Source organism: Prosthecobacter sp., assembly GCF_044236155.1.
GTDB lineage: Bacteria > Verrucomicrobiota > Verrucomicrobiia > Verrucomicrobiales > Verrucomicrobiaceae > Prosthecobacter.
In genome coordinates this window covers 151,383-164,659 of sequence record NZ_JBIIHA010000002.1, presented here as the reverse complement: position 1 = coordinate 164,659, position 13,277 = coordinate 151,383, and the positions used below count along the sequence as shown (strand labels likewise).

At 61.4% G+C, this 13,277-nt stretch carries 11 protein-coding genes; 10 read left to right on the top strand and 1 reads right to left on the bottom strand.

The features are described from left to right. Positions 1-36: 36 nt before the first annotated feature. From ACILSE_RS02540 to ACILSE_RS02525, 4 genes are all read left to right on the top strand, one after another. Complete coding sequence (locus tag ACILSE_RS02540; protein WP_395715773.1) at positions 37-1,473, top strand: UTP--glucose-1-phosphate uridylyltransferase; 1,437 nt, start codon at positions 37-39, stop codon at positions 1,471-1,473. Positions 1,474-1,604: 131 nt separating this feature from the next. Next, a complete protein-coding gene (locus ACILSE_RS02535) occupies positions 1,605-3,992 on the top strand; it encodes a DUF1592 domain-containing protein (protein ID WP_395715772.1) in 2,388 nt (795 codons plus the stop codon). Between the two features lie 103 nt (positions 3,993-4,095). Further along, positions 4,096-4,707, top strand: a complete 612-nt coding sequence (locus ACILSE_RS02530; RefSeq protein WP_395715771.1) for a peroxiredoxin — start codon at positions 4,096-4,098, stop codon at positions 4,705-4,707. A 124-nt stretch (positions 4,708-4,831) separates the two neighbouring features. Then, the gene (locus ACILSE_RS02525) at positions 4,832-5,734 is read left to right on the top strand and encodes a sugar phosphate isomerase/epimerase family protein (RefSeq protein ID WP_395715770.1); all 903 of its coding nucleotides are present in this window, start codon (positions 4,832-4,834) and stop codon (positions 5,732-5,734) included. A 3-nt stretch (positions 5,735-5,737) separates the two neighbouring features. Here the strand turns inward: ACILSE_RS02525 and ACILSE_RS02520 are convergent, their stop codons facing one another. Beyond that, entirely contained in the window at positions 5,738-6,484 is a 747-nt protein-coding gene (locus ACILSE_RS02520; RefSeq protein WP_395715769.1) for a GntR family transcriptional regulator, read from the bottom strand. A gap of 80 nt (positions 6,485-6,564) precedes the next feature. Here ACILSE_RS02520 and deoC point away from each other — a divergent pair, with 80 nt between their 5' ends. From deoC to ACILSE_RS02490, 6 genes are all read left to right on the top strand, one after another. Then, the gene (deoC, locus tag ACILSE_RS02515; protein ID WP_395715768.1) at positions 6,565-7,347 is read left to right on the top strand and encodes a deoxyribose-phosphate aldolase; all 783 of its coding nucleotides are present in this window, start codon (positions 6,565-6,567) and stop codon (positions 7,345-7,347) included. A gap of 88 nt (positions 7,348-7,435) precedes the next feature. After that, positions 7,436-10,399 carry a PSD1 and planctomycete cytochrome C domain-containing protein gene (locus tag ACILSE_RS02510; RefSeq protein ID WP_395715767.1) on the top strand — a complete coding sequence of 988 codons (2,964 nt, stop codon included), beginning with the start codon at positions 7,436-7,438 and terminating at the stop codon, positions 10,397-10,399. Continuing rightward, on the top strand, positions 10,396-11,082 hold the full coding sequence (locus ACILSE_RS02505) for a hypothetical protein (RefSeq protein WP_395715766.1): 687 nt from the start codon (positions 10,396-10,398) through the stop codon (positions 11,080-11,082). The genes ACILSE_RS02510 and ACILSE_RS02505 overlap by 4 nt, the downstream gene beginning before the upstream one ends. Positions 11,083-11,118: 36 nt before the next feature. After that, positions 11,119-11,400 (top strand): UPF0175 family protein, encoded by a 282-nt coding sequence (locus ACILSE_RS02500; RefSeq protein ID WP_395715765.1) that lies wholly within the window; start codon positions 11,119-11,121, stop codon positions 11,398-11,400. After that, entirely contained in the window at positions 11,397-12,809 is a 1,413-nt protein-coding gene (locus tag ACILSE_RS02495; RefSeq protein WP_395715764.1) for a DUF1501 domain-containing protein, read from the top strand. Before ACILSE_RS02500 ends, ACILSE_RS02495 begins: the two co-directional genes overlap by 4 nt. Next, positions 12,806-13,258, top strand: a complete 453-nt coding sequence (locus ACILSE_RS02490; RefSeq protein ID WP_395715763.1) for a hypothetical protein — start codon at positions 12,806-12,808, stop codon at positions 13,256-13,258. Before ACILSE_RS02495 ends, ACILSE_RS02490 begins: the two co-directional genes overlap by 4 nt. The last annotated feature ends 19 nt before the right edge of the window (positions 13,259-13,277 follow it).

Sequence of the window (13,277 nt, the reverse complement as noted above, 5' to 3'; positions counted from 1 at the left end):
GTTGCCATCCCGATCACGAGTCCTAGCCTTGCGCGCATGAGCGTCCCCACCCGCACTCCCGAAAGCCTTGAGTCGTCCTTCGCCCCCTTCCGTGAAAAAATGCAGGCCGCTGGCCTGAGCGAGTCCGCCATCCGCGCCTTTCGCGGCAGTTACGCCGCGCTGCTGGCGGGCGAGACGGGCATGATTCCTGAAAGCACCATCGCTCCGGCAAAAGATCTGCCGCATGCGGATTCACTCACGCCGCCGGATGCAGGCCGTGCATCGCAATTGCTGAAGCAAACCGTGCTCCTCAAGCTCAACGGCGGCCTCGGCACCGGCATGGGCCTCGAAAAGGCCAAATCTCTGCTGCCCGTGCGCGGCGGGGACACCTTCCTCGATTTGATCGCGCGCCAGATCCTTCGTCTGCGCTCACAGACCGGCGGGGAAGTGCCCATGTTCATGCTGATGAACAGCTTCAGCACCTCCGCCGACACCGCCGAACATCTCGCCGCACGTTTCCCGCAACTCGGTGGACGCGAGACCTGGGAACTCATGCAGAACAAGGTGCCGAAGGTGCTCGCGGATTCGCTCCAGCCTGCCACCTGGCCAGCCCAACCCGATCAAGAATGGTGCCCGCCGGGTCATGGCGACATTTACGCCTGCCTCGCCGGTTCAGGCTGGCTCGACCGACTCCTCGGCAGCGGCCTGCGCTACGTGTTTGTGTCGAACTCGGACAACCTCGGTGCCACGCTCGATCCAGCGATCCTTGCGTGGTTCGCGGACAGCGGCATGCCTTTCGTGATGGAGGTCACACGCCGCACGGAATCCGATAAAAAAGGCGGCCACCTCGCCGTGCGCTTGCGTGACGGGCGCTTCCTGCTGCGGGAGTCCGCCCAGTGCCCGAAGGACGATGAAGCCCACTTTCAAAACATCGACCTGCATCGCTACTTCAACACGAACAACCTCTGGATCGACCTCCAGGCACTCAAGTCCGCGCTGCAGGCCAACGATGGCCTCATCCCGCTGCCGCCGATCATGAACAAGAAAACTGTCGATCCACGCGACAGCAGCTCACCCGCGGTCATCCAGCTCGAAACGGCCATGGGTGCCGCCATCGAGTGTTTTCCGGGCGCGGGAGCCATCGAAGTGCCCCGCATACGTTTTGCGCCGGTGAAAACCACGGGCGACCTCCTCGCTGTGCGCTCCGATGCGTATGAACTCACCGAGGACTTCTGCCTGCGCCTTCATCCGGACCGCAACGGCACGCCGCCGCTGCTCAATCTCGACGCGAAGCTGTGCAAACTCGTGGACGGCCTGGAGAAAAACTTCCCGCACACGCCGGGCCTGCTGCACTGCCAAAGCCTGAAAACCACCGGCCCGGTGGAATGTGGCGAGGGCGTGGTCTTCAAAGGCGATGTCGTGATCGAAAATGCCAGCGCAACGCCGCTCACAATCCCCGCCGGCGTGCATGAAGGCCGGATCGCCGCTGGCTGAACCCAGATTCTGGGCATTTCTTCGTCATTCGCCATTCTGGTTTCGTCATTCCTAATGCTCCACAGCATGGTCGCCCCCCAGACCGATGCTTGTCAGTTTATGGCCCATGCGCACGTTCATGCAGCCAGCGCATGAATTTCGCCCGACTTCCCATCCTTTTCCTTCTCACCGCCGCCGCAGACGCGGCCATTCCGGGCATCCAGCCGTTCCTCGACCAGAACTGCATGGACTGTCACGATGCGGAGATGAAAAAAGGCGGGCTCGATCTCGCGGCGCTGTCCACTGACGCCACGGATGCTGCCGCGCTGAAGAAATGGGTGCGCGTCTTTGACCGCGTGGCCGCGGGCGAGATGCCGCCGCCGAAAAAGAAGCAGCCGTCCCAGGACGCGGTGCAGGATTTCATGGGCACGCTCGGCGCGGATCTCGTGGCGAAGTCGAACGCGCAGAAAGGCACCGTGCTGCGCCGTCTGAACCGCAAAGAGTATCAAAACACGATCAACGACCTCCTCGGCGTGAACGTGAACATCATCGACTCGCTGCCGGAGGACGGACGGGCGCTCGGCTTTGACAACATCGGCGAGGCGCTGTCGATCTCCGGCATCCAGATGCAGCGCTACATGGAGGCGGCGGAGGCCGCGCTCAACGCCGCGCTCTTTGCCGCCGAACGTCCGGAGAAAATCACGCTGACCGCCACGCTCGAAAGCGAACGCAACAAAGACGCTCTGAGCAAGCACTGGCTGAAGCGGGACGACGGCGCGATCGTCGTCTTCAACGACGGCGGCTTTCCCAGCACGGTGGTCCCGAATCTGCGCACGAAAACGCCGGGCACCTACAAACTGCGGGTCACCGGCTACGGCTATCAAATCGAGGAGCCGGTCGTCTTTGCCCTCATCACCGGCAGCTTCAATTTCCGCAACGCGGACAACGTGACGCACAGCTTCCACGAGCTGCCTGTGGGAAAACCCGGCACCGTCGAGATCACGCTGCATATCGACGCGAACAAAGGCATCTGGATCAGCCCGCAGGGCCTCAACGGGCCGGACGGTCATTCGCCGGTCAAAGACGGCCCGGCCAACTATCCGGGTGAAGGTCTCGCGCTGATGTCCGTCGAGCTGGAAGGCCCGTTCATCACCGACTGGCCGCCGCGCGGCCAGAAAATGCTCCTCGGCGACGCCAAACTTCGCGAGGTATTGCCAGACAAACCGTGGATGCGTGGCAAGTCGGGCTACAAACCCGTCTTCGCCGCCGATTCGGCCGATCCCGTCGCGGATTCGCGCAAACTGCTGCCTGCCTTCATCACCGCCGCGTTTCGTCGTCCCGCCACCACCGCCGATGCGGAGCCTTACTTGAAGCTCTTCGACACCGAGTTCGCCGAAAGCCGCGATTTCCTCACCAGCATGCGCACCGCCGCCATCGCCGTGCTCTGCTCGCCGGAGTTTCTCTATTTGAAGGAGCCTGCTGGGAAACTCAACGACCTGCAAATCGCCTCCCGTCTCAGCTACTTCCTCACCCGCAGCGCTCCAGACGCGGAACTGCTCGCCGCGAAGCTCACGCAGCCTGCCACGTTGCACACACAAACGGAGCGCCTGCTCAAAGCGGCCACGCTGGAGCGCTTCGTGGCCGATTTTACCGACGGCTGGCTGAATCTGCGCGAGATCGAGTTCACCACGCCCGACAAGCAGCTCTACCCTGAATACGACGAGCTGCTGCTCGACTCCATGCTGCGTGAGACACGCAGCTTCATCACCGAGCTCATCCGCGGCAACCTGAGCGCGTCGAACATCGTCCACAGTGACTTCGCGATGCTGAACAAGCGCCTCGCGCAGCACTACGGCATTCCGGGCGTGACCGGCCTGGAGATGCAAAAGGTCAAGCTGCCGCCGGACAGCCACCGCGGCGGTGTTTTGACGCACGCCAGCGTGATGAAGGTCAGCGCCAACGGCACGAACACCTCGCCCGTGGTGCGCGGTGTCTTTGTGATGGATCGCATCCTCGGCATGGAGCCACCACCGCCGCCGCCCGGCGTGCCCGGCGTCGAGCCGGACATCCGCGGTGCCACCACACTGCGAGAGCTGCTCGACAAGCACCGGAACATGGAAAGCTGCAACGGCTGCCACAAGGCCATCGACCCGCCCGGCTTCGCACTCGAGAATTATGACGTCATCGGCGGCTGGCGTGACCGCTTCCGCAGCATCGACAAAGGCGAGCAGGTCAATCTCAAGGTCGAAGGCCGCAAGGTGCGCTACCGCCTCGGTCCGCCCGTCGATGCCGCCGGCGAGCTGCCCACCGGCGCGAAATTCGCCAACCTCGCCGATTTTCAAAAGCTCCTCCTCGCTGGTCAGGACCGCGTGGCCCGCTGCATGATCGAAAAACTCCTCGTCTTCGCCACCGGCCGCCCCATGGGCTTCTCCGACCGCACCGAGATCGACAAAATCCTCGCCGCCTCGAAAACCAAAGGCCACGCCATGCGCGATCTCATCCATGCGGTGGTGCAGAGCGAGGTTTTCAGGAGCAAGTGAGGCGCGTTGCCTTTGCGTTTGACCCGCGAAGTTTTGAGCGTCAAAGATCGCGCCCCCGGCGTTGATCAAAACGCCTGTTCAACCCCCAAACCACCGCATTCACATGGAACCTGCTGCTTCTCCCGTCTCCGTCGGCGCCCTCGTGCCCGACTTCACCATGGAAACCTACGAGCCTGCCAAGGGCGACTTCGGCAAGGTCGCGCTCGCCGACCTCAAGAAGGCCGGCAAGTGGACGATCCTCGTCTTCTATCCCGCCGACTTCACCTTCGTGTGCCCCACGGAGCTCGCCGACCTCGCCGACCAGCAGGACAAGCTAACCGCGCTTGGCGCGCATGTCATTGCGGTCTCCACGGACACCAAGTTCGCCCACATGGTCTGGCGCAACACGGAAGGCCTCATGAAGAACGTGAAGTACACCCTCGCCGCCGATCCGACCGGCACCGTGAGCCGCCTTTTCGGCGTGTATGACGGCGGCAGCGGTCTCGCTCTGCGCGGCACCTTCATCATCAATCCGGAAGGCAAGCTCGTCTCCTCCGAAGTGAACTTCTACAACGTCGGTCGCAACGCCGGCGAACTCGTCCGCAAGATGGAAGCCAACGTGCATCTGCTCGCGAACCCGAACGAAGCCTGCCCGGCCAACTGGAAGCCCGGCGCGAAGACGCTGACTCCTGGCAAGGACATCGTCGGTAACGTCGCCTCCGTGCTCGCGAAGTAATTCTCTGCCTCATCGGCACCGCATCCGGCCTTGCGCGACTCACCTCCGCAAGGCCGGACTTTTTTGGCGCGATTCGATGCGGCGCGCTCGTTTGATGAACGCATGAAAATCCGCCTCAAATAGCATGAATCGCCGTCACTTCATCGCCCTGACCACCGCCGCAGCCGCTAGCGCGCCTGCGGCCACTCCTTCCGCCATGCACATCGCCACCAACACCTATCCTTGGGGCACCTTTGCCAAACGCGAGGGCCAGAGCTTCAAGCTGCACAGCGATGAAGCTCTCGCCGCCATCGCTTCGACCGGCATCACAGGCTACGAGCCCGCCGTCGGCTCGCCGGACGAGTTCAATGGCCTCGGCGCACGCCTGAAGGCCCACGGCCTCGAAATGCGCTCGCTCTACGTCGGCAGCACGCTGCACGACGAGCCGCAGGTCGCGGCGAATGTGGCCAACATTATCGCCATCGCACGCAAAGCGGCCGAGCTCGGCTGCAAGATCATCGTCTCCAATCCCTCGCCCATCAAATGGGGCGGCGCGGAGAACAAAACCGACGCGCAGCTCATCACTCAGGCCAAAGCACTCGACCAACTCGGCGGCGAACTGCGCAAGCTCGGCCTCACGCTCGCTTATCACAATCACGACATCGAACTGCGGCATGGCGCACGCGAGTTTCATCACATGCTCACCGCCACAAATCCCGAGCACGTGAATTTCTGCCTCGATGCCCACTGGGTCTTCCGCGGCTGCGGCGACTCGCAGGTCGCGCTGTTTGACACGCTGGAGCACTACGGCACCCGCATCGCCGAGCTGCACCTGCGCCAGTCCACGGGCGGCGTGTGGACGGAGGTCTTCACCGGCCAGGGTGACATCGACTACACCCGCCTCGCCACCTGGTTGAAGAAGCACAGTCTCAAACCGCACCTCGTCCTCGAACAAGCCGTCGAAAACGGCTCGCCCCACACGATGGATGCCGTGAAGGCCCACCAGCAGAGCGCGGAGCATGTGCGCGAGGTGTTTGCGAGCCTGTAAGCCTCAGCGCATCGCGCCGACAGCCGGTTTCGGGCTCGTCAGACCACCGAGCTGATTGCGGAATTCATACACGTCGCTGCGGTAGAGCGTCTCCTCGTGCCAGAGCACCTTGCCATCGGCTAGATGGCCCGTGGCGACGACCTGAAGGCACGCGATGCCTTCCCGGACGCCGAGATGCGTCGCCTGGGTCTTATTCGCGTTCACCGCCCGGATCACCTCGCTGGCTCCAGCAATGCTTAGGCCGCACTTCTGCGTCCAAAACGCATACAGCGAGCCTTTGGCCTCGGCTTTCGTCAGTCGCGGGCAGAGCGACGCCACGACATGCCGGCGCTCAAAAATCACCGGCTCGCCATCGGCCAGCCTCAAACGCTCCAGCAACCACAGCGGCTCATCAGGCTTCAGATGCATCGCCATGGCGATTTCCGGCGCGGAAACCTTTTCCAGCGTGATGACCTTCGTTCCAGGCTCCTTTCCGGCCGCCTTCGCCTTGTCCGTGAAGCTCACGAGACGTTGTAGATCGTAGTCGAGCACGCTCTCGCGCACAAACGTGCCGGCACCCTGACGGATTTCGAGCAGTCCGGCCGAAACGAGGCTGCTGAGGGCCTTGTTGGCCGTCGGACGGCTGGTTTGAAAGCGCTCGGCGATCTCACGCTCGGTCAGGAATCGTGCGCCCGGCGCGAACTGCCGGCCGCGCAGTAGTTTGCGCAGTTTTTCGATGAGCTGCTGGTGAAAAGAGGCGCGGACGGCCATGCGCGACGATCTTGGAGCCGAATCTGGCTTTGACAAGTGGCTAAGCCAATTTAGAAACTGGCTTAGCCAATTCCAACACCATGAAATACAGCTACTCCGACCTCGCCAAGATGATCGACCACAGCCTCCTGCATCCCACGATGACGGACGCGGACCTCAAAGCCGGCTGCGAGCTGGCCGCGAAGTATCAGGTGGCCTCGGTCTGCATCAAACCGTACGCCGTGAAGCAGGCGGTGGAGTGGCTGCGTGGCTCCGGCGTGCTCGTCGGCTGCGTCATCGGCTTCCCGCACGGCAACAGCACCACCGAATCGAAGCGCTACGAGACCGAGCTCGCCTGCAAAGACGGCGCGAACGAGATCGACATGGTCATCAACCTCGGCAAGGCCCTCAGCGCCAACTGGGACTATGTGGAAGCCGATGTGAAGGCCGTTTGCGACGAGGCGCACAAGCATGGAGCCAAGGTGAAGGTGATCTTTGAGAACGACTACCTCACCAGCGGCGGCGCAGGACTCAGCAGCGACGACTTCAAACGCAAGCTCTGCGAAATCTGCGAACGCGCCGGAGCCGACTGGGTGAAGACGAGCACCGGCTACGGCTTTGTGAAGCAGCCGGACGGCAGCTACAACTACAAAGGCGCCACCGAGCACGACCTCGCTCTCATGCGAGCGAGTTGCAGCCCCAAAGTGCAGGTGAAGGCCGCCGGCGGCGTGCGCGATCTCGACGGCCTCATCAAGGTCCGCGACCTTGGCGGCACCCGCTGCGGCGCGACCGCGACAGCAGCGATGATGGATGACTACCGTAAACGCGAGGCTGCGGGTGAGTCAGGCACATCCTCCGGCAAGATCGGCGCGGGCGGTTATTGAGCAGAATTGCCTTTCTGTTGGCTGATCCTGCTTGGCGAGTGTCTTGTGGTCAGAAAGCGCCGCCTCGCGGCGTTCTCACGCCACTCCAATGACCCGCCGCCAAGCATTCCTTCTTTTCCTCGCCAGCACCGCCAGCGCCCTCGACTTCAATCGCGATGTGCGCCCGGTGCTCGCGCAGCAGTGTTTTACCTGCCACGGCATGGATGACCACGGTCGCAAAGGCAAGCTGCGCCTCGATTTGCCCGAATCCGCCCACGGCGCGGGCAAATCCGGCGAGATCGCCATCGTTCCCAGCAAGCCGGACGCCAGCGAGGTCGTCAAACGCATCCTCTCCACCGACGAGGACGAGGTCATGCCGCCGCCGCACACGAAAAAAGTTCTCTCCGACAAGGAGAAGAGCATGCTCAAGCAATGGATCGCCGAAGGTGCCAAATACGAAGCGCATTGGGCCTACTCACCACCGCAGCCTTCCAAGGATCCGAAGGCCAGCATTGATCACTTCATTCGTGAACGCCTCGAAAAGGAAGGCCTCACACCTTCCCCCGAAGCCGATCCCTACACGCTCGTGCGCCGGGTGTATCTCGATCTGACCGGCCTTCCGCCGACTCCCGCCGAAGCCGACGCCTTTGTGAAAAACAAGGCCCCAGATGCTTATGAGAAGCTCGTCGATTCCCTCCTGAACTCTCCCCAATACGGCGAACGCTGGGCACGCCGCTGGCTGGATCTCGCCCGCTACGCCGACACGAACGGCTTCGAAAAAGACCGCCCGCGGCAAATCTGGCCTTATCGCGATTGGGTCGTCCGCGCACTCAACGCGGACATGCCTTTCGACCAGTTCAGCATCAAGCAGCTCGCCGGAGACATGCTGCCCAACGCCACGCCGGAGGACATCATCGCCACCGGTTTTCATCGAAACACGATGCTCAACGAGGAAGGCGGCATCGATCCGAACGAATACCGCTTTTACGCCATGGTGGACCGCGTCGGCGTCACCGGCACAGCCTGGATGGGCCTTACGCTGAACTGCTGCCAGTGCCACACGCACAAATACGATCCCATCCTGCACACCGATTACTACAGCGTCATGGCGCTGCTCAACAACGCCGACGAACCGACCTACAACATCCCCACGCCGGACATCGAAAAGCAGCAAAAAGCCCACGCCGAGCGCATCGCGAAGCTGGAGGCCGATTTGCCGAAAAAGTTTCCCGGTGGCGACGCGGCACTGCAAAGCCGTTTCGCCGGTTGGATCGAAGGTGAGTCGAAACGGGCCTCGAACTGGCAAATCATCCGCCCCACGGCCATGAAGACCACCATGCCGCACCTCGAGCAGCAGAGCGATGGCTTCATCCTCGGCAGCGGCGACATCTCGAAGAGCGATGTCTATGATTTGAGCTTTAAAGCGCCGATCAAAGGCGTCACCGCGATCAAGCTTGAGGTCGCCAGCCATCCCAGCCTGCCGAATGACGGCCCCGGCCTCACTTACTACGAGGGCCCCATCGGCGGTTTCTTCCTCAGCGAGCTGCAAGCCTTCCAAAACGGCCAGCGAGTGCCCATCGCCCGCGCCGAGGCCACCAACGAGGAAGAGGAAGACAAGATCAACGACGCCGCCACCGCCGCGAAGCCGACGAAAAAAGCCGCACGCAAAGCCGCCGCGAAGAAGACCAACAACGCCATGGCCACGCTCGACGCCGAGATGTCCAGCGGCTGGCAGGTGCTCGGCGGATACGGCCAATCTCACGCCGCCGTGTTCCATTTCGAAAAACCAATCGATCTCACAAACGGCTTCGATTTGAAGATGCTCTTCGAAAAGCACTTCGCCTGCCCGCTCGGCCATTTCCGCCTCTCCGTAACCACCAGCGATCACGCCGAGGCCACCGGCCATCCGTTTGAAGTCGAGAATGCTCTCGCCGCTGGCGATCAGACGAAGCGCGAGGCCTTGATGCGCGAGTTCCTCGTCACCGCACCGGAGATGAAACAAGACGCCGCGCCCTTGCTCGCCGCACGTCGTCAGATGCCGCGTGGTCAACCAACGCTCGCGATGAAGGAGCGCCCCGCCTCCAATCCTCGCCCCACGAACCGCTACCATCGCGGCGAATACCTCCAGCCGAAGGAAACCGTGCCCCCCGCCGTGCCCGCCTTCCTGCCCTCGCTACCGAAGAATGCTCCCGCGAACCGCCTCACCTTCGCGAAGTGGCTTTTCGCTCCCGAAAACCCGCTCACCGCCCGCGTCACCGTGAATCGCCAGTGGCAGGCTTTCTTTGGCCGTGGCCTTGTGAAGAGCCTGGAGGACTTCGGCTATCAAAGTGAGGCTCCCAGCCATCCCGAGCTGCTCGACTGGCTCGCCGTGGAGTTTATGAAACAAGGCTGGAGCATGAAGAAGCTGCACAAGCTCATCGTGATGTCGCAGACCTACCGGCAAAGCAGCCGTAGAACGAGTTTTCCAACTCGTTCAGAGTCCAGCGAGTTGGAAAACTCGCTCTACGCCATCGCTCCGCGCTTCCGCCTCGATGCTGAGATCATCCGCGACTCCGCGCTGAAAGCCGCGGGCGTGCTTTCGCTGAAAATGGGCGGCCCCGGCGTCTATCCGCCGCAACCCGCCAGCGTCACCACCGAAGGCACCTACGGCAAGGTCGAGTGGAAAACGAGCGAAGGCGAGGACCGCTACCGCCGCAGCCTCTACACCTTCACGAAGCGCACCGCGCCCTTTGCCATGGCCACCACCTTCGACGCCCCCACCGGCGAAGCCTGCCTCGCCAAGCGCGATGTCTCCAACAGCCCGCTGCAAGCTCTCACGCTCCTTAACGACCAGATGTTCATGGAAGCCGCCCAAGCCATGGCCAAAGCCGTCCTCGCCGAATCCCCCGACGACGACTCCCGCCTCACCAACACCGTCCGCCGCTGCCTCACCCGCCCACCTGCGGCCGATGAGCTCACTATGCTCAAAACTTTTCTCGCTAAACAACGCGCCAACAAACTCGACGGCGAAGCGCTTTGGACGTCGGTTTGCCGCGCGGTGCTGAATTTGGACGAAGCGATCACACATCCATGAATGAAAATATCACAGCAGAAACCTCTGTCGCCTCTCTGGACGGTAGGCAGATGCATTTCGCGAAAGCCTATCTGCTTTCGTTCGGGGTGTTTTGCTTTGGCTTGGTGGTAGATCAGGCTGCTCGCTGGACAGATCACTTGGCTGGAATCGTGAATGGTTTGTTCCAATGCATCTATATGGGCATTGCGTGGTGTTTATACCTCCTGCCTTGGAGCCTGCTTGTTTTCGGTCTGTATCGCTGGAGAAAGTGGAAGAGGTTCAGAACACACTGGATGGTTGCCCCATCTGCCGCATTCTTTGTTCTCGTACTCGTTATCTTGCTGATCGAACCGCCCACAGCCGCAAACCGCTTCCGTAGCATAGCGAAAGTCGAGCTTCCATCGACAGCTATCGATCTTCACTATTCACTCAGCGGCGGGGGATTGGCCGATTACGGCGATCAGTATTATTTCAAGTGCCGTCCTGAGGATGTTAGCAAGCTGATCGAGGTGATGAAATTAGCCGAAGATCAATCCTACAAAGGTCCGGGTTCCTACTCCATCATCAGCGGACTTCCTGGATGCCCGGATCCAGACTCATGGACCGGCTCGAAGCAATTTCGCCGGGACACGGAAACATGGTTCTATTATCTCCTGACAAATCATAACAAGACGGAGGTTTATGTTTTCATCGGCTGCATCTGAACCTCAAACTAACTGCCTCATTACCTACCCAGTCCGATGAAAGCTTTCACCTTTGAATACCCAGAAACTTTTCCCACAACTCTGGGGATGGATGACGTGAGCTTTGCCGAGGAGGTCAAGATGGCGGCGGCAATGAAGCTGTTTGATCAGGGCAGGCTTTCTAGTGGACAGGCTGCGCGACTGGCTGGCGTGGGGCGTGTGGAGTTTATCCTGAGTTGCGGCAAATGGGGCGTGAACAGTTTTGGCCCCTGGGATGAGGAGGACATCCGCCAAGAGTTTGCCACCGCACTTTCTGAACCCGTTACTCAAACACCATGAACACCCCCAACATCACCCGCAGACACTTCTTCCACGATTGCGCCGTAGGCACGGGCAAGATCGCGCTGGCTTCGTTGCTGGCGGAATCGGCTTATGGAGCGGCGAAGAGTCCGAATGTGGCCGCTTCCTCGCATTTTCAGCCGAAGGCGAAGGCGGTCATTCACATGTTCATGGCCGGTGCGCCGTCGCAGCTCGAATTGTTCGATCACAAGCCGATGCTGACGAAGTATGAAGGCAAGCCGTTGCCGCCTTCGGTGATCGGTGGGCAGCGCTACGCGTTCATCCGACCCGATGCGGCGGTTTTGGGGCCGCGATTTAAGTTCGCGAAGCATGGTCAGAGCGGCGCGGAGCTATCGGAGGTGCTGCCGCATCTGGCGACGGTGGTGGACGACATCGCCATCGTGAAATCCTGCCGCACGACGCAGTTCAACCATGCTCCGGCGCAGATTTACATGAACACCGGCTTCTCGCAGCCGGGACGGCCGAGCATGGGCTCATGGGTGACCTACGGCCTCGGCGCGGAGACGCGGGATCTGCCGAGTTTTGTCGTAATGAGCACCGGCAGCGGCATCAGCGGAGGCGCGGCGTGCTGGAGCAGCGGTTTCCTGCCGAGCGTGTATTCCGGCACGCGCTTCCGCAACACGGGCGACCCCATTTTGAATGTGAGCACGCCGGAAGGCATCACGCCGGGCACGCAGAAGGACACCATCGACCTCATCAACTCGCTCAATCATCGCCGCCTGAAGCTCGATGGCGATGGCGAGACGGCCACGCGCATCGCGAACTACGAGATGGCCTACCGCCTGCAAACCTCCGCGCCGGAGCTGATGGACCTCACGAAGGAAGATGAGGCCACGCTCAAAATGTATGGCTGCGATCCGAAGGTGCCGTCCTTTGCCCGCGCCTGCTTGCTCGCCCGGCGCATGGTCGAACGCGGCGTGCGCTTCATCAACATCTACAACGAAGGCTGGGACGCGCACAGCAACGTCGAGGGCAACGTGCGCAACAACTGCAAGAACACCGACCAGGCCAGCGCTGCGCTCATCAAAGACCTCAAACAACGCGGCTTGCTCGACAGCACGCTCGTCGTCTGGGGCGGTGAATTCGGCCGCACGCCGATGGTCGAAGCCAGCGTGTCACTTGGTCGCAGCATGGGCCGCGATCATCATCCACAGGCCTTCACCATGTGGATGGCCGGTGGCGGCATCAAAGGCGGCGTCACCCTGGGAGCGACGGACGAGATGGGCTTCAACATCATCGAAGACGAAGTCCACGTCGCCGACATCCATGCCACGATCCTGCATCAGCTCGGCATGGATCACGAAAGGCTGTCCTTCCGCGCTGCGGGCCTCGATTTCAAACTGACGGGCGTGGAGCCGTGCAAGGTGATCAAGCAGATCCTCGCATGATCCCAGCGACCATTGTTCAGGGGCATCGCGTCGCGTCCGGGTTGAATGGCAATCCCAAGTTTACCGGCGGCACGCTGCGCATGCAGATCCCCTACTTCGCGGCGCTGGGTCTTGATCTGAGCGCGTTTTATCCGGGCACGTTGAATGTGAGCATCGCGCCGCTGAGTTATCGCGTCGGAACGCCACGCCACACGTTTCGTCAGTTGAAATGGCATCCCGAAGACTCGGCGGAGGATTTTTCGTTCTTCGATGTCGACGTGCATCGCGAACAAGGCCCGCCTGTGAGAGGTTGGATCTACTTTCCGCATCCCAACACAAAGCCGACGCATTTTCAGAAGCCAGATGTGCTCGAATTACTGCTTCCGTGGATTGAGGGGCTGCGCTACGGAACGTCGATTCAGATCGAGGTGCCCGAAGAGCAAATGCAGTTTATCGGTTCCATCGCGTGATCTGCCGACTCTCGACTCC

What these genes read in the sequence shown, in the direction of transcription:
- ACILSE_RS02540 (WP_395715773.1), top strand. Translation starts at nt 37, where the DNA reads ATGAGCGTCCCCACCCGCACTCCCGAAAGCCTTGAGTCGTCCTTCGCC.
- ACILSE_RS02535 (WP_395715772.1), top strand. Translation starts at nt 1,605, where the DNA reads ATGAATTTCGCCCGACTTCCCATCCTTTTCCTTCTCACCGCCGCCGCA.
- ACILSE_RS02530 (WP_395715771.1), top strand. Translation starts at nt 4,096, where the DNA reads ATGGAACCTGCTGCTTCTCCCGTCTCCGTCGGCGCCCTCGTGCCCGAC.
- ACILSE_RS02525 (WP_395715770.1), top strand. Translation starts at nt 4,832, where the DNA reads ATGAATCGCCGTCACTTCATCGCCCTGACCACCGCCGCAGCCGCTAGC.
- ACILSE_RS02520 (WP_395715769.1), bottom strand. Translation starts at nt 6,484, where the DNA reads ATGGCCGTCCGCGCCTCTTTTCACCAGCAGCTCATCGAAAAACTGCGC.
- deoC (WP_395715768.1), top strand. Translation starts at nt 6,565, where the DNA reads ATGAAATACAGCTACTCCGACCTCGCCAAGATGATCGACCACAGCCTC.
- ACILSE_RS02510 (WP_395715767.1), top strand. Translation starts at nt 7,436, where the DNA reads ATGACCCGCCGCCAAGCATTCCTTCTTTTCCTCGCCAGCACCGCCAGC.
- ACILSE_RS02505 (WP_395715766.1), top strand. Translation starts at nt 10,396, where the DNA reads ATGAATGAAAATATCACAGCAGAAACCTCTGTCGCCTCTCTGGACGGT.
- ACILSE_RS02500 (WP_395715765.1), top strand. Translation starts at nt 11,119, where the DNA reads ATGAAAGCTTTCACCTTTGAATACCCAGAAACTTTTCCCACAACTCTG.
- ACILSE_RS02495 (WP_395715764.1), top strand. Translation starts at nt 11,397, where the DNA reads ATGAACACCCCCAACATCACCCGCAGACACTTCTTCCACGATTGCGCC.
- ACILSE_RS02490 (WP_395715763.1), top strand. Translation starts at nt 12,806, where the DNA reads ATGATCCCAGCGACCATTGTTCAGGGGCATCGCGTCGCGTCCGGGTTG.